The organism is Streptomyces mutomycini, from assembly GCF_001700505.1.
GTDB lineage: Bacteria > Actinomycetota > Actinomycetes > Streptomycetales > Streptomycetaceae > Streptomyces > Streptomyces mutomycini.
Window position 1 is genome coordinate 1 of sequence record NZ_MAPV01000204.1, and the last position, 20,110, is coordinate 20,110.

The window sequence follows — 20,110 nt, forward strand, 5'->3', positions numbered from 1 at the left end:
GGCAGGAGCGGGGGACCCAGGTAAGTGCCGATCCGGTTTCCGGAGCGGCTCGGGGTGAAGGCGCACTCGTGTGCGGCCGGGCATCTCCAGCTCGAACCCGACAGCTCACTTCGCAGGCGACGGAGAGGAATGCAGCATGCCCGAAAACGGTAAGCACCGTCGTTTCAGGACCAGTTCACTGACCCGCGGCATCATCGCCGTGAGCACGGGTGGAGCCGCCCTGGCCCTCCCCGTGATCGGTGCGACCAGTGCCTTCGCCGCCCCGGCCCAGCCGGCCGCCGTCGAAAAGGCCGTGACGTCGACTGCCGCGACCGGCAAGGGAATTGCCGCGCAGAAGTCCGAGTCCGCAAGCTATTCCGTGGTCCTGGGTGACACCCTCGCCAAGATCGCACGCGAGCATTCCGTCAGCGGTGGCTGGAAGGCTCTGTACGAGGACAACCAGAAGGTTGTCGGCGGAAACCCCGACCTGATTCACCCCGGTCTGAAGCTGACGGTCGGCAAGGCCGACAAGTCGGCGGACAGGGCCGAATCCAAGGCCTCCGCCTCGTCCGACCGTGCCGAGGAGAGCGCTGACCGCGCCGACCGTTCGGAGCGCACGAGCACCTCCGTCGCCTCGGAGGGCGCGCCTGCCGCCGAAGCCGCGCCTGCCGCCGAGCCGGCCGCGTACACGGACGACCTCGACGGCTGGATCAAGGAGTCGCTCGCCGTCATGGCCGAGCACGGCATCCCCGGCTCGTACGACGGCATCCACCGCAACATCATCCGCGAGTCCGGGGGCAACCCCCAGGCCATCAACAACTGGGACTCGAACGCCGCTGCGGGCATCCCGTCGAAGGGCCTGCTGCAGGTCATCGACCCGACCTTCGAGGCCTACCACGTGCCCGGTACCTCGACGGACAGCTACGACCCGGTCGCCAACATCACGGCCGCGTGCAACTACGCCGCTGACAAGTACGGCTCGATCGACAACGTCTTCGGGGCCTACTGAGTCCTTGCCGAGGCGGAACCGCTGACGCACGGACGTGTGACAGAGGGACAGGGCTGACGGGTGGTGCGGGTTCGGCGGAACCCGTGCCACCCGTCGTCCGTTTTCCGGCGCCATCGGTGTCCGGAGCCCGTTGTCCCGTGTGCCCCACGGCGGCCGCCGGCCCTGCGACAGGCCCGGTGGAGCCGGGGTGACTGGTCTCGTACAGGTTCGTCGTCCATACTGCCCGCCGTGGAGCAGCGCATAGATTCGAAGACGAAGCCAGAGTTCGCCGCGGGTACGGACCCGGCGTACATCCCCGGCCTGACGGCCCCTGCCCCCGCGCGGACGGAGGCGGAAGCGGAGAAGGAAGCGCCCGAGGAACCCCTGGAGGCCGGGGCGGCCGAGGGGGCCGTGGACGATTCCACGGCCACCGCCGACGCGGCCCCGGACGGTGCCGCAGCCGCGGACAGTGACACGGCCCCGGATGGCGGTGAAACTCCTGGCAGCGTGCGCACCTTGAAGGGTGAGGGCGCCGAGAAGGGGGACGGCCCCGTCTTCGAGGTCAGCGACCGGCGTGGATCCATCAGGGTGGACGCCGACGGTGTCCGTTTCCGGCTCGACGACCAGCAGGCGGACTTCGACTGGGCCGAGATCGGTGCGGTCGAGGTCAAGACCGGCCGCTTCGGGCGCCGGTTCACCGTGACGGTCCACCTGTCGAGCCGCCGTTGGTTCAACGCCGAGGTCGAGGCAGGTGCCCGAAGCGAGCTGAAGACGTGGACGGCGCAGCTCGACGAGGCGCTGGACGCCTACTTCGAAGAGGCCTGACCCCACGGTCGATGCCGCGTACCGGGCCGCTCGCCGGCCCGGTACGCGGCATGCCGTGACGGGCTCAGGCTCCGGCCGCCGTACCCAGCACCACCGACCGGGTCAGATGGCGCGGCAGATCAGGATCGAGGCCACGGGCCGCCGCCCGGGCGATGGCCAGCCGCTGGACCCTGACCAGGTCGGCCAGCGGGTCCAGGCCGCTCTCCACCCAAAGGGCCCCCGTCGCCCGCACCTGCTCCCGCAGCCCCTCCGGAGCGGTGCCGAACATCCAGGTCGCGGTACCGGCCGTGGCGATGCTGATGGGGCCGTGGCGGTATTCCATCGCCGGGTACGACTCCGTCCAGGACAGCGACGCCTCCTTCATCTTGAGCGCCGCCTCGTTGGCGAGCCCTACCGTCCAGCCGCGTCCCAGGAAGCTGAACTGGGAGCAGTCCAGGAGCCCTTCGGGCAGCGGCTCCGCCAGGGCCGTCCTTGCGTCCCGGACGACCTCCTCGGTGTGCAGCCCGAGATGGGCGCGGAACAGGGTCAGCGCGGTGGTCGCGAACCTCGTCTGGACCACGGACCGCTCGTCGGCGAAGTCGATCACGACCACCTCGTCGGCGGCGGCCATCACCGGGGTCCGCGGGTCGGCGGTCACCGCGACGGTCCGGGTGGTGCCCCGCAGCCGGGTCAGCAGGCCGAGCACCTCCGTCGTCGTTCCCGAGCGGGTCAGTGCGACGACGCGGTCGTAGGAGCGTCCGAAGGGGAACTCCGAGGCGGCGTACGCGTCCGACTCGCCCTGCCCGGAGGCCTCGCGGAGCGAGGCGTACGCCTGGGCCATGTAATACGACGTCCCGCAGCCCACGACGGCGATGCGCTCACCGGTGGCGGGCAGAGCCGGCCTCCGGTCGGCGGCGACCTCCGCGGCGCGGCGCCAGCACTCCGGCTGACTTGCTGTCTCGGTCTCGACATGCGACATGTCCGCACTCCGCTTCCGCTGCTGCTCGCACCTGGTGGGGTGGGGTGGGTGAAATCGATGCGGGCGTGGCCGGTTCCGGGCCCGCTTGCTCGATTCTGCATGTTACATGGGTAAAACGAGCAAGAACAAGCAATCGGTTGACATACTCATGATTCGCTCAACGGCTGTTTTCGGCCATACCCGGTGGGTGGTTAGCCTGATCCGGTTCAGTTGTCCCTGTGCGGGTATTCAGCGCGCGGCGCGAGTGATGTGGTCCGCGCCGTGCGCATACCGGAAGAAACCCCCTGTGTGATCGATCTACGGCAACCCCGGACGGTCACCGGCGGGCTGCACACGGTTCGCCGGAGGGGCGATTTCGCGTCATCACGCCCGCGAGTTGGCCGAGTTCGAACGCGCGACCGGACCGTGGTCGGCATAATCACCCCATGTCGAACACGGTTGGGGATGTCGTGGACCTCGGCAGGGGTCTGTACGCATGGCTCCCGCCGAAACGGGGCTGGGGGCTGGCCAACTGCGGGCTGCTCGTCTCGTCGCGCGGCGCGCTGTGGATCGACACCCCGTACGACCCCTTCCTGGCAGGTCAGTTCCTGGTGGAGAGCCAGAAGCGGCTGCCCGAAGGGGCCGGGATCGACCGAGTGATCGTCACCCACGCCAACGGGGACCACTTCTGGGGCGCCGGAGTACTTCCGGGCGCGGAGATCATCGCGACCCGGGAGGCCCGGGAGTACCTCCACTACGACCCCACCCCGCAGCAACAGCACCGCCTGGTGGCCGGAAGTGATCCGTCCACACCCCTCGGCGCCTATCTCGCCCGTCACTTCGGAGCCTTCGACTGGTCGGCCACCGAAGAGGTGCGGCCGACGACCTGCTTCACCGGTGAGCTCGAACTGACCCTGGGGGAGTACACGGTCCAGGTGTCGTCCCTGCCGTCCGCGCACACGGCGGGCGACCTGATCGTCCATCTCCCCGCGCAGCGCGCGGTGTTCAGCGGTGATGTCATCTTCTCCTCCACCCCGCAGCAGCCCGGCGACCACCCGGTGCACTGGGCGGGCCCCCTGAGCAACGTCATCGAGGCGTGCGAGCGCGTCCTGGCCACCGGTGCCGAGGTGATCGTGCCCGGCCACGGACCGGTGCTCGATCCGGCCGGGGTGCGGGAGCACATGCGCTACCTCGCGTACGTACGCGAACGCGCCCACGCTCTGCACGCGGCGGGAGTGCCCGCCACCGCGGCGGCCCGCCGGGTGATCGGCGAGGGCCGCTACCCGGCTCTGGGTCTGCCGGAGCGGCTCGTGGTGACCATCGCGAGCGAGTACCGCCACCTGGACGGCTCCGGGCTCCCCGGCGTCCTGGAGGTGATGGCCGACGTGGCCGCGGTCGCCCACGAGCTCGACCCGTCGAGTGCCGGCGGGCCGGCGTGACCGCCCCCCGGTGCGCCAGCCGGACACTCCGCCGCCCGGCGGGCCGACGACCGTCCCCGACAACAGAGACGCGGTGAGCCGTGGTGGCATGGATCGTGACGCTGATCGCCGTCATCGTGGCCGTGTGGTCGTCCGCCCGCATGCACCGGGCCGAACGGGAGGCACGCGGCGCCTCGGCCGGTGCCGAGCTGGCCGAACGTCAGGCCAGGGCGGCGAAGGCCCGCACCCTCGCCCTCACCGAGGAGATCCGCCAGCTCGCCCGGATGCGGATACCCGCCGTTGCCACGGCACTCTCCCACCGGGCCGCACCGGTTCCCGGACTCAGGGAGGCCGCAGGGATCGACGGTGACGCCGCTCGCCTGCTCACCGAGGCCGTGGAAGCCGCGCGCACGGTTGTCCTGGAGGAACGCGGGCGTGTCGACGCGGCAGCGCGCTCTGCCATGCGCGGCAGCTCAGCGAAGATCCAGTCGCTGCTCAACCAGTCGCAGCACCTCCTGCACGAGCTCCAGCACGATTACGACGACCCGCGGATCCTGCAACTGGACTTCCGTAACGAACTTGCGCTGCGCCGCACCCAGGCCACGGCCGTGCTCTGCGACGCCTGGCCGGGCCTCGCCCGGCAGAAGTCCTCGCTCGTCGAGGTCGTGCTCGGCGCCCAGTCCCGGGTCGCGGGCTACGAACGGATCAAGGTCGCCAACCATCTGCGCCAGGAACGGCTCGCGCTGGTCGCCAGGGCCGCCGAACCCCTCGCGATCGCGCTCGCCGAGCTGCTGGCCAACGCCGCGGCGTACTCGCACCCGGACACCGAGGTGCCGGTCACGGTCCAGCAGACCGCGGGGCGCGGGGCGCTGATCCTGGTCGACGACGCCGGGATCGGCATGGACGACGACGCGCTGAAGCGGGCCCGCACGCTGCTGTCGGGCCCCTCCGAGGTGCTCCTCACCGAGCTCGGTGACCCCCCGCAGACCGGCTTCGCCGTGGTGGGGCGGCTCATCGCGCGGTACGGCTTCAGCTGCCACATCGAGCCGTCGCCGTACGGGGGGATGCGCGCGATGCTGCGCATCCCGGCCCATCTGCTGACGGTGATGGACGACGACCGCACCCTGTCCGTGCTCGCGCCGAAACCGGTGCTCGCGCGGGAGGCCGGCGCAGCAGCCGAAGGATCGTCGTCCGGCGGCGGGTCACCCGAACCCGTGGAGGCCCGGCCCGAACCCGCGCCGCCCGGGCCTTCTTCTCCCGCGCCCGTGGAACCCGCCGTGCCCGCCGTTCCCGCCGGATCCGACGTGCCCCCGTCCGTATCCGAACCGGCTTCCGCCGACGAGGAGGCGGTGCGTCCGGCAGGACTGCCCACCCGGCGCCGCAGGAAACGCAGGACGGGCCCCCCGGAGGAGCCGACGGCTGAACGGCACGCGGCGGAGGAGCCCGTGCTCCGTACACCCGAGCAGGCCGGATCGGCCTGGACCGCCCTCCAGGAGGGCACTCTCAGCGGCAGGCAGGCGCCCGTGCCCCCGGCACCGGCCCCCTCAGTATCCCCATCGGACGACCAAGGAGACGACGAGACGTGAGCACCACCCCCACCGCCGGTGATCTCGCATGGGTGCTGACCCCCCTTCTGGAGCTGCCCGGAGTGCAGCACGCCGTGGTCGCCACCGGTGACGGGCTCGTCGAGGGTGCTTCGCCCGGCCTGGACCGCGCGTCCGCCGAACGCGTCGCCGCGATGACGGCCACCCTGCACGCCGCGGCCCGCGCGTTCACCACCGCCTTCACCGACGCCGAGTCACCGCGCCTGGCCCAGACGGTCGTGGAGTCCGACCTGGGGTTCGCCATCGTCGTACCGGCCGGCAGGAACACCACGCTGGCCCTGTTCGCGGCCCCCGACGCACACCTGGGGAACATCGCCTACCAGATGCAGGTGCAGGTCACCGCGCTGACCAGGGCCATGCACGCCCCCACCCGCCAACCGGACTCCGTCACCCGGCCATGACCTCCGGCCCAGGACGCCGCCTGATACCCGCCTACCTGGTCACCGGTGGCCGTTCCACGCCCACCGGTCCCGCGCTCGACCGGCTCGCCGTGCTCATCCGCACGGACTCGGCCCTGCCGCCGGACAGCGGTTCGGAGCAGCGCAGGCTGTGCGAACTCCTGGAGCCGGGAGCCCTCACCGTCGTCGAATGCGCCGCCCACCTGGACCTGCCGGTCAGCGCCACGGTCTTCCTCACCACGGACCTCGTGGCCGCGGGACACCTGCACGCTCGACCACCGATCCCCAGCGCCGGTGAGATCGACCGGTCGCTCGTCGAGAGGCTGCTCGTTGGACTCCGTTCCCTCCACTGACCGGGCCGGCATCGGCTATCTGCCGAGTGCCGCCGAGACCCTGATGAAACTCGTCGTCACGGGTCCCTTCGGCGTGGGAAAGACGACCCTGATCCGCACCCTGTCGGAGATCCCGACCCTGCACACGGAAGAGGTGATGACACAGTCCAGTGCCGGACTCGACGACACCGCCGGACTCCCGGAGAAGAGCACGACCACCGTCGCCATCGACTTCGGCCGGCTGACCGTCCAGGACGACCTGGTCCTCTACATGTTCGGCACCCCGGGCCAGGACCGGTTCCTCCCCCTCTGGGAGGACATCGCGCGCGGTGCGCTCGGCGCCCTCGTCATGGTCGACACCCGCCGGCTCGAGGACTCCTTCGCCGTCATGGACATGGTCGAGGAGCAGGGACTTCCTTACGCCGTCGCGGTGAACCGCTTCCCCGACGCCCCCGCCCACCCGGACGAGGTCCTGCGCAAGCACCTCGACCTCGATCCCCGCACCCCGCTGGTGCAGTGCGACGCACGCGAACGCCGTGGCGGCATCAACGCCCTGATCGCACTCGCCGAGCACGCTCTGGCCTCGCTGCCCACGTCCCAGGAATCGTCATGACCCCATCCGTGACCGGCACTTCACCGGGCGACGCGCCCTCGCCCCACGAACCGCTCGCGCTGTACGGGGCCGGCTTCGCCGCCGATCCGCACGGCCACTACCGCAGGCTGCGCGCCCAGGGCCCGCTGGCCAGGGTGCGGATAGCCCCGGACATCGACGCGACTCTGGTCACCGACTACCACGCGGCCGCCGACCTGCTGCGGGACACCGAGACCTTCACCAAGGACCCCCGCGCCTGGCAGGCCGGCGTACCGGCCGACTCACCGGTCCTGCCGGTGCTCGGCCACCGGCCCACCGCCCTCTTCACCGACGGCGCCGTCCACGCCCGCTACCGCGACGCCATCAACGACACCCTCGCCCTGATCGAACCCCATCTGCTGCGCGCGGAGGTCGTCCGGGTCGCACAGCGGCTCATCGCCGCCTTCTCGGCCACCGGCACCGGTGACCTCATCGCCCAGTACGCCCGCAGGCTGCCCCTGCACGTCTTCACCGCCTCCTTCGGTGTGGCTCCGCAGGACGTCGAGCGGGTGGTCCGGGGAACCGCCGGAATGATGGACTCCGGGGCGGACGCGACCGAGGCCTACGACGACCTCGTCGCCGTCGTCTCCGCCCTCGTCCACGAACGGCGGCGCAGACCGGGCCGTGACCTCACCACGTATCTGCTCGCGCATCCGGCAGGTCTCGACGACGACGAGGCGGTGCGTCAGATCACGCTCATCATGAGCGTGGGCCACGACCCGACGACCAACCTGATCGGCAACGCGCTGCTGCGCATGCTCAGCGACACCGGTTACGGGGGCTCCCTGCACGGCGGCGCCACCACCGCGCGCGAAGCGGTCGACGACGTGCTCTGGCGCGATCCGCCGCTGGCCAATCTGGGAGCGCACTTCCCGCGGCACGACACCGAGTTCCACGGCGTCCCGCTGCGCGCCGGGCAACTCGTGCTGGTCTCATTCGCCGCCGCCAACACGCAGTCGACGCCGTCCGTCCCCAAGACCGCGGTGCGCTCCGGTGACGGTGGTCACCTGGCATGGTCGACGGGCCCGCACCGCTGCCCGGCCAAGCCGTCCGCCCTGCTGATGGCGACGACCGCGATCGAGGAGCTCACCAGCCAGCTCTGCGACCTGCGACTGGCGGTCGAGCCCGGCGAGCTCGTCTGGCGGCCGGGCCCCTTCCATCGCGCGCTCGCCCATCTCCCGGTGCGGTTCACCCCGCTCGACGCGCTCGTCGAAGCGGACGAAGCGGGAGCGCGGGACGGCGACGATCATGTTCCGATCCGTGTCGCTGGTACGCCGAACGGGTGAGGGGCGAGAGAATTGCCCGATGAACAGCGAGCGCAGCCGGCGCACAGCCAACCGGCACATGGACGGGGTGGCTCTGTGAGCAGGTACGACAGGTACGACAGATACGACGCCACCGACGAACAGTGGGAAGGGCTCGCCCAGGTCGTACCCCTGAGGGGCCGTAACGAATGGCCTTCCCGGGTCGATCACAGGACGGTTCCCGACCAGCAGGAGTCGGCCGAGCAGCGGCGTCTGGTCGTCCTGCGGGTCCAGGTGTTCGCGGACGCGCGCGAGGTGGCCGAATACCTCGTGGCACAGATCCCGGTCCTGCTGGACCTGACCGGTGCCGAGAACGACGTGGCCAAGCGAATCCTGGACTTCAGCAGTGGCGTGGTCTTCGGGCTCGGCAGCGGGATGCACCGGGTGGACCGCAACGTCTTCCTGCTCGCCCCGGTCGGCATGGAGGTCGAGGGGGTCACCGCGGCGGGAGTACCTCAATCGTAGGAAGGTCGTGCGGGCGGAACGGTTCGCCGCTCACGGGCGTGCGTACGGTCCGCTCATGACTGTGATCTCCTCCGGGCGGACGGTTCCGCCGCCGTCGGGCGCGGCCCGTCCCGCACGCCCTTTCGTCGGTGAACTCCGGCTCGACGCCTTCGCCTCGCACCGCCGGACCGTCATCCCGCTCGGCCCGCTCACCCTGCTCGCCGGGGACAGCGGGAGCGGCAAGTCGACCGCCCTGCGCGCCTATGACGCCCTTGCGCGGATGGCTGGCGGTGATCCGCTGGAGGACGTCTTCCCCGACCCCGTGGCCTGGGTGCCGGAACAGGCGGGCGCGGACGCACAGGGGCGGCGCGGATTCAAGCTCGGCTGCACGGTGGAGGGCCCGGCCGGCCCGGTGAGACTGGATCTCGCCGTGCAGGCCGAGCCCGAACTCCGCATCGTCGGGGAGCGGCTGACCGACTGCGGCGAGACCCTGCTGAGCACAGCACTGCGGGATCCCCGGCGTTCCCACGTCCAGGCCGCCTGGTACACCGCGGGGGCGGTGGCGGTGACGCGTGCCCCCTTCCCCGACGACCGGCTCGGCACGGCGCTGCTGCCGTTGCGGGTCGCGGGGACTACGGACGGGCAGCTCCGGGTGCTGGCCGCCGCCGAACAGGTGGTGGTGGCACTGCGGTCGGCCTTCGTCTGCGATCCTCGGCCTCATCGGATGCGCGCGCCCGTGCCGGTCGGGGAGGGGCGGCTCACCTCGTGTTGCGGCAACCTCGCCGACGTCCTCCACCGCACCCAGAGCCAATGCGCCCATCAGCACGCACGGTTGGTCGCCAGTGCGGACGCCGGTTGTGCGGCACCGGTGACGGGGCTGACCGCCGAGCGTCTGGCGGACGGGACCGTGCGGGCCCTGGCCGGCCGGGGGCCGGACCGCAGCACACCCGTCGGCCGCCTCGGTGACGGCGAACTCAGGTATCTGGCCTTCGCCCTGGTGCTGCTGACCGGGCCTCATGTCCTGGTGGTGGACCCGGCGGCGGAAGTGCCCTCTGCCATGCAGGCCCTCACCGTCCTCGCGGACGGACTCGACCGGAGCCTGGACGCGCGGCAGACCGCGGAGCTGCTGGCGCTGGCGGCGTCGATCTGTTCGGACGGGCACATGCGCCTGCTGGGGACGGTCGGGGAGTCGGCCGCGGCAGCGGCCCGCGGGATGGCCGGTGCGACGGTGGTAGACCTGACCCCGTGACGGATCTGGATGTAGCACAACTGCAGCGTCGGCTGGCCGACTTCGCGGCGTCCCGGGCCTGGGAGCCGTACCACACCCCCAAGAATCTCTGCGCGGCTCTGAGCGTGGAGGCCTCCGAGCTCCTGGAGATCTTCCAGTGGCTGACGCCGGAGCAGTCGGCGAGGGTGATGGAGGATCCCGGCACGGCGTTCCGCGTCACTGACGAGGTCGCGGACGTCCTGGCGTATCTGCTGCAGTTCTGCGAGGTCCTGGGCATCGATGCGCTGGCGGCGCTGGCGGCGAAGATCGACCGGAACGAGGCGCGTTTTCCGGTACCGGGTGGCGCCGAGTCGACCGACCGTCACTCTTCGGAGTGATCGACTTATCCACAATCAGCTTCCTGTCCACAGATTTCCGATTTCCTCTGGCATTCGTGTGCCATGACCCTCACTGTGGGTAATGAAGAGGTGAGCGGGTTCTTTTCACGGGTGGTTTGGGCGACGGGGGAATCGCATGGAAGCGGAACGGCTGATCGCAGCGGGTCGTAGCGCGCTGGCGGGGAGCAGGGGAGTGCCGGCCGTCATGGCGGAGGCATGGCAGGCCCAGGCCCTCGCCCGCGCGGTCGGCGGGCACCTGGCGAGGTACGGGCCGGCGGAGTTGCGGACGGATGCGCGGGGGCTCAGTGAGACCTGCGCCCTGGGCAGTGCCGTGCTCGACCACCCGATGGTTCCGGCCGGAGGTGTGCGGGCTTCGCAGCTCACCGAAGTGGCGCGGCTGCCAGGGGCATTGGCCGCCCTGACGCTGCTGCTCGGCGAAGCGGGCATCGCGCTGGTGGGCGTCGCCTGCGGCACGGAGGAGGAAGGGCTCTACTGGCAGTGCATCGAGGCGATAGACGCGGTCGACGAGTCCGTGGACCGGGTGCACGGAATGCTGAGACGTCTCGCCGAACAGGAGAGGGACCGGGAGCGTGAGCAGGAGCCGGACCGGGAGCGCGACGGCCCGTTCGGAGCGGTCCACGGAGCAGTGGTCCATGGATCAGTGGTCCGTGGACCGGCGGATTCCGTGGCCGGCCAGCCGTGAGCCGGCCGCGGTGAGCCGGACGCCGGGGGCGCCGGCCGTTCTCCACGGGGCGGTCCGCGGGGCAGGTCGACAGGGCAGGGGGTGCGGGCAGGAGGGCAGGGGAGAATGGCGCGGCGGTTTCGAAGGTGCAGGATGGAGACATGGATCTTCGAATCTTCACCGAGCCCCAGCAAGGGGCGAGCTACGACACCCTGCTCACCGTCGCCAAGGCCGCCGAGGACCTCGGCTTCGACGCCTTCTACCGCTCTGACCACTATCTGCGCATGGGCTCCGGGGACGGCCTGCCCGGCCCGACCGACGCCTGGATCACTCTGGCCGGGCTGGCCCGCGAGACCAAGCGGATCCGTCTCGGCACACTGATGACGGCGGGCACATTCCGTCTGCCCGGGGTGCTGGCGATCCAGGTCGCCCAGGTCGACCAGATGTCCGGTGGCAGGGTCGAGCTCGGTCTGGGGGCAGGCTGGTTCGAGGAGGAGCACAAGGCGTACGGCATTCCGTTCCCGAAGGAGAAGTTCGGCCGGCTGGAGGAGCAGCTGGCGATCATCACCGGCCTGTGGGAGACGGAGACCGGCGAGACGTTCAGCTACGACGGGACGTACTACCAGCTCACCGACTCACCGGCACTGCCGAAGCCCGCCCAGGCGAAGGTGCCGGTCCTGATCGGCGGCCACGGCGCGGTGCGTACGCCGCGGCTGGCCGCGCGTTATGCGGACGAGTTCAACATCCCCTTCGCGTCGATCGAGGACAGCGACAAGCAGTTCGCCCGGGTCGGGGAAGCGGCCGTGGCGGCCGGCCGGGCCCCTGGCGACCTGGTGTACTCCAACGCCCTCGTGGTGTGCGTGGGAAAGAACGACGCGGAGGTGGCCAGGCGCGCATCCGCCATCGGGCGGGAGGTCGAGGAGATCAAGGCGAACGGGCTGGCAGGCTCGCCCGACGAGGTGGTCGACAAGATCGGCCGGTACGCCGCCATCGGCTCGTCACGGATCTACCTCCAGGTTCTTGACCTGCACGACCTGGGGCATCTGGAGCTGATCTCGTCGCAGGTCCAGTCGCAGCTGGGCTGACGCGAGGGGCCCTGGCGCCAGGGCGGACACCCGCGACGAGGGACCGGCGGGGCGGCACCCGCGAGGGACGGGACCGACAGGGCGAACCCGGAGGGCGGGACCGGCAGGGCGGCACCGCGAGGGCCGACGTGGACCAGGATCGCCCGCAGCCCGCCGCAGACGACCGTGATCAGCCGAAAGCAAGGAGCAACTGTGCACACCGCCCGGACACCGGATGCCTCGCCCCGCGGTACGCTCGGCGACGCGCTCGCCGAGGGGACCGTTCTGCTGGACGGGGGTCTCTCCAACCAGCTGGAGGCGCAGGGCTGTGCCCTGTCCGACGCCCTGTGGTCGGCCCGGCTGCTGAGCGAGGCGCCCCAGCAGATCGAGGCCGCCCACACGGCCTATGCGCGGGCGGGTGCGCAGGTGCTCATCACCGCGAGCTACCAAGCGACCTTCGAGGGGTTCGCACGGCGCGGGATCGGGCGGGTCCGGGCGGCGGAGCTGATGGCCGGCAGCGTGGAGTCGGCGCGCAGGGCGGGCGCGGTGACGGGGCGCGAGAGCTGGGTCGCCGCCTCGGTCGGACCGTACGGGGCGATGCTCGCGGACGGCAGCGAGTACCGGGGCAGGTACGGGCTGAGCGTCCGGGAGCTGGTGCGCTTCCACCGCCCCCGGGCGGAGACGCTGGCCGCGGCGGGTCCCGATGTGCTGGCCCTGGAGACCGTGCCGGACATCGACGAGGCCGAGGCCCTGCTGCGGGTGGTCCAGGACCTCGGCATGCCGGTCTGGCTGTCGTACAGCGTGGCGGGGGACCGGACCAGGGCCGGACAGCCCCTGGCGGAGGCCTTCGGGCTCGCCGCCGGCGTCGATCAGGTGGTGGCCGTCGGGGTCAACTGCTGTGATCCCGCCGACGCGGACCGTGCGGTGGAGGTGGCGGCCGCGGCCACCGGCAAGCCCGTCGTCGTCTATCCGAACAGCGGGGAGGAGTGGGATGCCGACGGCCGGAACTGGGTCGGAAGAGGCACATTCGAACCGGGCAGGGTGCGGGACTGGCAGCGGGCGGGCGCGCGACTGGTAGGTGGCTGCTGCCGGGTCGGCCCGTCCGACATCGCGGCGCTGGCCGGCCGACTGGAGTCGGCCGGGGCGTGAAAATCCCTGGTGGGAGACAGATCACCGGACCATACTCGGACACGTGTTCCTGACTATCAGCACGACCGGCACCCCTGAGCGTCCCGCCACCGATCTCGGCCACCTGCTGCACAAGCACCCCGACAAGGCGCAGACGTTCTCGACCTCGCACGGCACCGCGCATGTCTTCTACCCCGAAGCGTCCGCGGAGCGCTGTACCGCAGCGCTGCTGCTGGAGGTGGATCCGGTGGCGCTGGTGAGGCGCGGCAAGGGCAAGGGCCGGGGCGGAGCCCCCGACGCGGCGCTCGCGCAGTACGTCAACGACCGGCCGTACGCGGCGTCGTCGCTGCTCTCGGTCGCCATGACGGCGGTGTTCAAGTCCGCGCTGAACGGGGTGTGCCGGGCGATGCCCGAGCGGGCACAGGAGGCACTGCCGCTGCGGATAGAGGTGCCGGCGCTGCCCGCACGCGGTGGAGCGGAGCTGGTGCACAAGCTCTTCGCGCCGCTCGGCTGGACGCGGGTGGAGGCCGTGGCCGTACAGCTGGACGAGCAGTTCCCGGAGTGGGGCGACTCGCGCTACGTACGGCTGGTGCTGGAGGGGGAGCTGAGGCTCGCGGACGCCTTGCGTCAGCTGTATGTGCTCCTGCCGGTGCTCGACGACGCCAAGCACTACTGGGTCGCCCCCGACGAGGTGGACAAGCTGCTCAGGGCGGGCGAGGGCTGGCTGGCGGGGCACCCCGAGCAGAAGCTGATCACCAGCCGGTACCTGTCCCGCCGCTGGGGTCTCACCCGGCAGGCCATGGAGCGGCTGGAGCTGGTGCGGCTGGCGGAGTCGGACGACCTCGACGTGGAGAGCGTCGACAACGCGGTGGACGAGACCACCGACACGGAGGAGAAGCCGGTGCCGCTCGCCGAGCAGCGCCGCGCGGCGATCCTGGAGGCACTGGGGACGGCCGGTGCGAGCCGCGTACTCGACCTCGGCTGCGGCCAGGGGCAGTTGGTGCAGGCCATGCTGAGGGACGTGCGGTTCACGGAGATCGTCGGGGTCGACGTGTCCATGCGCGCCCTGGCCGTCGCCGCACGCCGGCTGAAGCTGGACCGGATGGGCGAGCGGCAGGCCGGGCGGATCACGCTCCGCCAGGGCGCGCTCACCTACACCGACAAGCAGCTGAAGGGGTACGACGCCGCGGTGCTGAGCGAGGTGATCGAGCACCTCGACCTGCCGCGTCTTCCTGCCCTGGAGTACGCGGTGTTCGGCTCCGCGCGACCGCGGACCGTGCTGGTGACGACGCCCAACGTCGAGTACAACGTCCGCTGGGAGACACTCCCCGCCGGGCATGTGCGCCACGGGGACCACCGCTTCGAGTGGACCAGGCAGGAGTTCCGGGACTGGGCGGGGCAGGTGGCCGGACGCCACGGCTACGCGGTGCGGTTCGTGCCCGTGGGGCCGGAGGACCCCGAGGTGGGGCCTCCCACACAGATGGCCGTGTTCACGATGACCACGGCCGACGGGACGACGACCAAGGGGACCACGGCCCACGAGGCCACGAAGGAGGCGAAGGCCGCATGACCGGTACCTCAACCACACTGCCCGTGACCGACCTGTCCCTCGTCGTCCTCATCGGCGCCAGCGGATCGGGCAAGTCCACCTTCGCCCGCAGGCACTTCAAGCCGACCGAGATCGTCTCCTCGGACTTCTGCCGGGGCCTCGTCGCCGACGACGAGAACGACCAGAGCGCCAGCCGGGACGCCTTCGACGTCCTCCACTACATCGCGGGCAAGCGTCTCGCCGCGGGCCGGCTCACCGTCGTCGACGCGACCAACGTGCAGCCGGAGAGCCGCAAACAGCTCGTCCAGCTCGCCCGGCAGTACGACGTGCTGCCCATCGCCATCGTGCTGGACCTGCCGGAAGAGGTCTGTCAGGCGCGCAACGCCACCCGGCCCGACCGCGCCGGCATGCCCCGTCATGTCGTGGGGCGTCATCGCCGGGAGCTGCGCCGTTCGCTGCGCGGGCTGGAGCGCGAAGGCTTCCGCAAGGTTCACGTACTGCGCACCGAGGAGGAGGCCGACACGGCCGAAGTCGTCCTGGAGCGCCGCTACAACGACCTCCGCCACCTCACCGGCCCCTTCGACATCATCGGCGACATCCACGGCTGCAGCGCGGAACTGGACACCCTGCTCGCCAAGCTGGGGTACGAGGGGGGCGCCCACCCCGAAGGCCGTACCGCCGTGTTCGTGGGCGACCTCGTGGACCGCGGCCCCGACAGCCCCGGGGTGCTGCGCCGTGTCATGTCCATGGTCGCGTCGGGCAACGCGCTGTGTGTGCCCGGCAACCACGAGAACAAGCTCGGCCGTTACCTCAAGGGGCGCAAGGTCCAGCACAGCCACGGCCTCGCCGAGACCGTGGAGCAGCTGGAGCGGGAGGACACCGAGCACCCGGAGTTCCGCAAGGAGGTCGCGGAGTTCATCGACGGACTGGTCAGCCACTACGTCCTGGACGAGGGCAAGCTGGTCGTCTGTCACGCGGGGCTCCCCGAGAAGTACCACGGGCGCACCTCGGGGCGAGTCCGTTCGCACGCGCTGTACGGGGACACGACCGGTGAGACCGACGAGTTCGGCCTGCCCGTGCGCTATCCGTGGGCCGAGGAGTACCGCGGCAGTGCCGCGGTGGTCTACGGCCACACGCCCGTGCCCACCGCGTCCTGGGTGAACAACACCCTCTGCCTGGACACCGGGGCCGTCTTCGGCGGGAAGATGACAGCGCTGCGCTGGCCGGAGCGCGAGATCGTCGACGTACCGGCCGAGCGGGTCTGGTACGAGCCGGTGAAGCCGCTGACCACCGAAGCCCCCGGGGGCCGGGAGGGCCGGCCGCTCGACCTGGCCGACGTCCAGGGCCGCCGCATCGTGGAGACCCGCCACATGGGCCGCATCGCCGTGCGGGAGGAGAACGCGGCGGCGGCGCTCGAAGTCATGAGCCGCTTCGCCGTCGACCCCAGGCTCCTGGCCTACCTCCCGCCGACCATGGCCCCGACCGCGGCCTCCCACGAGGAGGGCTTCCTGGAGCATCCGGCCGAGGCCTTCGCGCAGTACCGCGCGGACGGCGTCACCAAGGTCGTCTGCGAGGAGAAGCACATGGGCTCGCGCGCGGTGGCGCTGGTCTGCCGCGACGCCGCCACCGCCCGCGAGCGCTTCGGCGCGGAAGGTCCCACCGGCGCCCTGCACACACGTACCGGGCGGCCGTTCCTGGGCGACACGGCGCTCACCGAGGTCGTCCTCGGCCGGCTGCGGGCCGCCGTCACCGCCGCCGGACTCTGGGAGGAGTGGAACACCGACTGGGTGGTGCTCGACGCCGAGCTGATGCCCTGGTCCCTGAAGGCCGCCGGCCTGCTGCGCTCGCAGTACGCGGCGGTGGGTGCGGCCGCCGGCGCGGTTCTGCCCGTGGCGGACGGGGCTCTGGCCGCGGCGGTGGCCCGCGGCGTCGACGTCGGCGCCCTGGCCGGCCGCCAGCGGGAGCGCGCCGAGGACGCGGCCGCCTTCACGGAGGCGTACCGACGGTACTGCTGGAGCACCGAAGGGCTCGACGGCGTCCGGATGGCACCGTTCCAGATCCTCGCGGTGCAGGGCCGCTCCCTCGCCTCCGTACCGCACGACGAGCAGCTGGCCTGGCTCGACCGCCTCGTCGAGCACGACCCGACCGGGCTGCTCCAGGTCACCCGGCGCCTCGTCGTCGACACGGGTGACGAGGCCTCCGTGAGCTCCGGCGTCGACTGGTGGCTGGAGATGACCGGCCGCGGCGGCGAGGGCATGGTCGTCAAGCCGCTGGGCGCCCTCGTGCGGGACGCGAAGGGCAGGCTCGTCCAGCCGGGCATCAAGGTGCGCGGCCGGGAATACCTGCGGATCATCTACGGTCCCGAGTACACACGGCCGGACAATCTGGAGCGACTGCGTTCCCGGTTCCTCGGCCACAAGCGGTCGCTCGCCCTGCGGGAGTACGCACTCGGTCTGGAGGCGCTGGACCGGCTTGCCGACGGGGAGCCGCTCTGGCGGATCCACGAGGCGGTCTTCGCGGTGCTGGCCCTGGAGTCCGAGCCCGTCGACCCCCGGCTGTAGGACGTCGGCCGGAATCAGGTGGCGGTTCGCAGGGTGAACGGTGCCCCGCGCGGTGAGGATGAGGACATGGGATTCCATGTCGATTCCGAGGCCGGGCGGCTGCGCCGCGTCATCCTGCACCGCCCCGATCTGGAGCTGAAGAGGCTCACGCCCAGCAACAAGGACGCGCTGCTGTTCGACGACGTCCTGTGGGTGCGTCGCGCGAGGGAGGAGCACGACGGTTTCGCCGACGTGCTGCGTGACCGCGGTGTGGAGGTGCATTTCTTCGGGGAGCTGCTCCGGGAGTCCCTGGACATCCCGGTGGCGAGGCGGCTGGTCCTCGACCGGGTCTTCGAGGAGAAGGAGTACGGCCCCCTCGCCACCGAGCACCTGCGCGCCGCCTTCGAGGGTCTGCCCGCCGCGGAGCTGGCCGAGGCCCTGGTCGGCGGGATGACGAAGCGGGAGTTCCTGGAACGCCACGCCGAGCCGACCTCCGTCCGCTTCCACGTGATGGATCTGGACGACTTCCTGCTCAGCCCCCTGCCCAACCACATCTTCACCCGCGACACCTCCGCCTGGATCTACGACGGTGTGTCCATCAACGCGATGCGCTGGCCGGCCAGGCAGCGCGAGACCGTGCACTTCGAGGCGATCTACCGGCACCACCCCCTCTTCACGGGCCCCGAGGCGGGCGTCTTCCACCACTGGTCGGAGGGCCAGGACGACTATCCGTCCACCATCGAGGGCGGCGACGTCCTGGTCATCGGCCGGGGCGCCGTCCTGATCGGAATGAGCGAACGCACCACACCCCAGGCCGTGGAGATGCTGGCCAGAGGGCTCTTCGACGCAGGATCGGCCCGTACCATCGTGGCGCTCGACATGCCCAAGCGCCGGGCTTTCATGCACCTCGACACGGTGATGACGATGATCGACGGGGACACCTTCACCAAGTACGCCGGACTCGGCATGCTCCGCTCCTACACGATCGAGCCCGGCGCGGGCCCACGTGAGCTGAAGGTCACCGATCATCCGCCCGAGCACATGCACCGTGCCATCGCCGCCGCGCTCGGCCTGGAGACGATCCGGGTGCTCACGGCCACCCAGGACGTGCACGCCGCCGAGCGGGAGCAGTGGGACGACGGCTGCAACGTGCTGGCCGTGGAGCCCGGTGTCGTCGTGGCGTACGAGCGCAACGCCACGACCAACACGTACCTGCGCAAGGAGGGCATCGAGGTCATCGAGATCAGGGGCAGCGAGCTGGGACGGGGCCGGGGAGGTCCGCGTTGTATGAGCTGCCCCGTGGTGCGCGATCCGGTGTAGTGGTCGCAGACGGAGCCCCTGATGACAGAGCGGGGCGGCGGCCGTCTGGAACGGGTCGGGCAGGTGGCGTGCGCAGGTGGCTGCGGGATACGAGCCGCTGTATAGCAATACGATGGCTCGTATAGACTTCCAGGTGTTCGTCCGCATGCCCTCAGCCCGACCCAGGAGAAGTCACCATGGCCATAGACCTCACAGGCCGCCATTTCCTCAAGGAGCTGGACTTCACGGCCGAGGAGTTCCGCGGCCTGGTGGCCCTGTCCGCCGAGCTCAAGGCCGCGAAGAGGGCCCGCGCCGAGGTGCAGCGACTGCGCGGCAGGAACATCGCGCTGATCTTCGAGAAGACGTCGACGCGCACCCGCTGCGCCTTCGAGGTGGCCGCCGCCGACCAGGGTGCCTCCACGACGTATCTCGACCCCTCCGGCTCCCAGATCGGACACAAGGAGTCGGTGAAGGACACCGCCCGGGTGCTCGGTCGCATGTTCGATGCCATCGAGTACCGGGGTGACAGCCAGGAGGCCGTCGAGGAGATGGCGGCGTGCGGCGGTGTGCCCGTCTACAACGGACTCACCGATGACTGGCACCCCACCCAGATGCTCGCCGACGTCCTCACGATGACCGAGCACTGCGCCAAGCCCCTGGAACAGATCACCTTCGCCTACCTGGGCGACGCCCGCTTCAACATGGGCAACTCCTACCTGGTCACCGGAGCCCTGCTGGGCATGGACGTCCGGATCGTCGCGCCCGCCGCCTACTGGCCGGCGCAGGAGGTCGTGGACCGGGCGCGCGAGCTCGCGGAGTCCAGTGGTGCCCGCATCACCCTCACAGAGGACGTGACCGCAGGTGTGCGGGGCGCCGACTTCGTCGTCACCGACGTCTGGGTCTCGATGGGTGAGCCCAAGGAGGTCTGGGACGAACGCATCGCCTCCCTCGCGCCCTACGCCGTGACCATGGACGTCCTGCGGGCCACGGGAAACGACGACGTGAAGTTCCTGCACTGCCTCCCGGCCTTCCACGACCTCGGCACGAAGGTGGCCAGGGAGATCCACGAGCGGCACGGCCTCTCGGAGCTGGAGGTCACCGACGAGGTCTTCGAGTCCCCGCACTCGGTCGTCTTCGACGAGGCCGAGAACCGGATGCACACGATCAAGGCGGTCCTCGTCGCGACGCTGGCAGGCGACGCGCAGGCCGCATGAACATGCACCCGATTGGGTGAACATGTGTGCAAGTGGCTACGATGGTGTGACTTGGTGGGGTTCGGGCTCGCACGCCCGAACCCCTTTTCATGTGCTCGGTACGCGGCGCATGACCAGTTGCGAGCCCCAAGCCCCCCCCCACAGGCTCATTTCCCCGCACCGCCGGACC

General features: G+C 70.9%; 19 protein-coding genes and 1 riboswitch. Of the genes, 18 read left to right on the forward strand and 1 reads right to left on the reverse strand.

Annotated features, from left to right (window positions below; all coding sequences use genetic code 11):
- Nucleotides 1-134: riboswitch (cyclic di-AMP (ydaO/yuaA leader) on the forward strand. This riboswitch is flagged as partial in the annotation.
- 2 nt (nt 135-136) lie between these two features.
- Nucleotides 137-988 carry a transglycosylase SLT domain-containing protein gene (locus tag BFF76_RS26025; protein ID WP_053931126.1) on the forward strand — a complete coding sequence of 284 codons (852 nt, stop codon included), beginning with the start codon at nt 137-139 and terminating at the stop codon, nt 986-988.
- 228 nt (nt 989-1,216) lie between these two features.
- Nucleotides 1,217-1,792 carry a hypothetical protein gene (locus BFF76_RS26030; protein ID WP_031098159.1) on the forward strand — a complete coding sequence of 192 codons (576 nt, stop codon included), beginning with the start codon at nt 1,217-1,219 and terminating at the stop codon, nt 1,790-1,792.
- A 64-nt stretch (nt 1,793-1,856) separates the two neighbouring features.
- On the opposite strand, the gene BFF76_RS26035 is transcribed toward BFF76_RS26030, so the two are convergent.
- Nucleotides 1,857-2,750 carry an SIS domain-containing protein gene (locus BFF76_RS26035; protein ID WP_053931127.1) on the reverse strand — a complete coding sequence of 298 codons (894 nt, stop codon included), beginning with the start codon at nt 2,748-2,750 and terminating at the stop codon, nt 1,857-1,859.
- Between the two features lie 425 nt (nt 2,751-3,175).
- Between BFF76_RS26035 and BFF76_RS26040 the strand changes: the two genes are divergently transcribed.
- The 16 genes from BFF76_RS26040 to argF all read left to right on the forward strand — a co-directional run bounded on the left by BFF76_RS26040 (nt 3,176) and on the right by argF (nt 19,941).
- Complete coding sequence (locus BFF76_RS26040; protein WP_065849177.1) at nt 3,176-4,168, forward strand: MBL fold metallo-hydrolase; 993 nt, start codon at nt 3,176-3,178, stop codon at nt 4,166-4,168.
- Nucleotides 4,169-4,248: 80 nt separating this feature from the next.
- Nucleotides 4,249-5,733, forward strand: coding sequence for an ATP-binding protein (locus BFF76_RS26045; RefSeq protein WP_065849178.1), 1,485 nt, complete (start codon nt 4,249-4,251; stop codon nt 5,731-5,733).
- Nucleotides 5,730-6,152, forward strand: coding sequence for a roadblock/LC7 domain-containing protein (locus tag BFF76_RS26050; RefSeq protein WP_031098150.1), 423 nt, complete (start codon nt 5,730-5,732; stop codon nt 6,150-6,152). The genes BFF76_RS26045 and BFF76_RS26050 overlap by 4 nt, the downstream gene beginning before the upstream one ends.
- Nucleotides 6,149-6,502 (forward strand): DUF742 domain-containing protein, encoded by a 354-nt coding sequence (locus tag BFF76_RS26055; RefSeq protein WP_031098149.1) that lies wholly within the window; start codon nt 6,149-6,151, stop codon nt 6,500-6,502. The genes BFF76_RS26050 and BFF76_RS26055 overlap by 4 nt, the downstream gene beginning before the upstream one ends.
- Nucleotides 6,480-7,094, forward strand: a complete 615-nt coding sequence (locus tag BFF76_RS26060) for a GTP-binding protein (protein ID WP_053931130.1) — start codon at nt 6,480-6,482, stop codon at nt 7,092-7,094. The genes BFF76_RS26055 and BFF76_RS26060 overlap by 23 nt, the downstream gene beginning before the upstream one ends.
- Complete coding sequence (locus BFF76_RS26065) at nt 7,091-8,398, forward strand: cytochrome P450 (protein WP_234316868.1); 1,308 nt, start codon at nt 7,091-7,093, stop codon at nt 8,396-8,398. Before BFF76_RS26060 ends, BFF76_RS26065 begins: the two co-directional genes overlap by 4 nt.
- Nucleotides 8,399-8,473: 75 nt before the next feature.
- On the forward strand, nt 8,474-8,881 hold the full coding sequence (locus BFF76_RS26070; RefSeq protein ID WP_031098144.1) for a cell division protein SepF: 408 nt from the start codon (nt 8,474-8,476) through the stop codon (nt 8,879-8,881).
- 7 nt (nt 8,882-8,888) lie between these two features.
- Nucleotides 8,889-10,109, forward strand: a complete 1,221-nt coding sequence (locus BFF76_RS26075; protein WP_065849179.1) for an AAA family ATPase — start codon at nt 8,889-8,891, stop codon at nt 10,107-10,109.
- Nucleotides 10,106-10,465, forward strand: coding sequence for a nucleotide pyrophosphohydrolase (locus tag BFF76_RS26080; RefSeq protein ID WP_031098138.1), 360 nt, complete (start codon nt 10,106-10,108; stop codon nt 10,463-10,465). Before BFF76_RS26075 ends, BFF76_RS26080 begins: the two co-directional genes overlap by 4 nt.
- A gap of 136 nt (nt 10,466-10,601) precedes the next feature.
- Complete coding sequence (locus BFF76_RS26085) at nt 10,602-11,168, forward strand: DUF6099 family protein (protein ID WP_031098136.1); 567 nt, start codon at nt 10,602-10,604, stop codon at nt 11,166-11,168.
- Between the two features lie 140 nt (nt 11,169-11,308).
- The gene (locus BFF76_RS26090) at nt 11,309-12,232 is read left to right on the forward strand and encodes an LLM class F420-dependent oxidoreductase (protein ID WP_065849180.1); all 924 of its coding nucleotides are present in this window, start codon (nt 11,309-11,311) and stop codon (nt 12,230-12,232) included.
- A gap of 192 nt (nt 12,233-12,424) precedes the next feature.
- Nucleotides 12,425-13,360, forward strand: coding sequence for a homocysteine S-methyltransferase (mmuM, locus tag BFF76_RS26095; RefSeq protein ID WP_065849181.1), 936 nt, complete (start codon nt 12,425-12,427; stop codon nt 13,358-13,360).
- Between the two features lie 43 nt (nt 13,361-13,403).
- Nucleotides 13,404-14,909, forward strand: coding sequence for a 3' terminal RNA ribose 2'-O-methyltransferase Hen1 (locus tag BFF76_RS26100; protein WP_031098129.1), 1,506 nt, complete (start codon nt 13,404-13,406; stop codon nt 14,907-14,909).
- The gene (locus BFF76_RS26105; RefSeq protein ID WP_065849182.1) at nt 14,906-17,449 is read left to right on the forward strand and encodes a polynucleotide kinase-phosphatase; all 2,544 of its coding nucleotides are present in this window, start codon (nt 14,906-14,908) and stop codon (nt 17,447-17,449) included. Before BFF76_RS26100 ends, BFF76_RS26105 begins: the two co-directional genes overlap by 4 nt.
- 66 nt (nt 17,450-17,515) lie before the next feature.
- Entirely contained in the window at nt 17,516-18,748 is a 1,233-nt protein-coding gene (locus BFF76_RS26110; RefSeq protein WP_031098123.1) for an arginine deiminase, read from the forward strand.
- Nucleotides 18,749-18,924: 176 nt separating this feature from the next.
- Nucleotides 18,925-19,941, forward strand: coding sequence for an ornithine carbamoyltransferase (gene argF / locus BFF76_RS26115; RefSeq protein ID WP_031098121.1), 1,017 nt, complete (start codon nt 18,925-18,927; stop codon nt 19,939-19,941).
- Nucleotides 19,942-20,110 lie beyond the last annotated feature (169 nt).

Coding starts and splice junctions, on each gene's coding strand:
- BFF76_RS26035 (WP_053931127.1), bottom strand. CDS start 2,750: ATGTCGCATGTCGAGACCGAGACAGCAAGTCAGCCGGAGTGCTGGCGC.
- BFF76_RS26110 (WP_031098123.1), top strand. CDS start 17,516: ATGGGATTCCATGTCGATTCCGAGGCCGGGCGGCTGCGCCGCGTCATC.
- BFF76_RS26025 (WP_053931126.1), top strand. CDS start 137: ATGCCCGAAAACGGTAAGCACCGTCGTTTCAGGACCAGTTCACTGACC.
- BFF76_RS26040 (WP_065849177.1), top strand. CDS start 3,176: ATGTCGAACACGGTTGGGGATGTCGTGGACCTCGGCAGGGGTCTGTAC.
- BFF76_RS26090 (WP_065849180.1), top strand. CDS start 11,309: ATGGATCTTCGAATCTTCACCGAGCCCCAGCAAGGGGCGAGCTACGAC.
- BFF76_RS26065 (WP_234316868.1), top strand. CDS start 7,091: ATGACCCCATCCGTGACCGGCACTTCACCGGGCGACGCGCCCTCGCCC.
- BFF76_RS26105 (WP_065849182.1), top strand. CDS start 14,906: ATGACCGGTACCTCAACCACACTGCCCGTGACCGACCTGTCCCTCGTC.
- argF (WP_031098121.1), top strand. CDS start 18,925: ATGGCCATAGACCTCACAGGCCGCCATTTCCTCAAGGAGCTGGACTTC.
- BFF76_RS26085 (WP_031098136.1), top strand. CDS start 10,602: ATGGAAGCGGAACGGCTGATCGCAGCGGGTCGTAGCGCGCTGGCGGGG.
- BFF76_RS26055 (WP_031098149.1), top strand. CDS start 6,149: ATGACCTCCGGCCCAGGACGCCGCCTGATACCCGCCTACCTGGTCACC.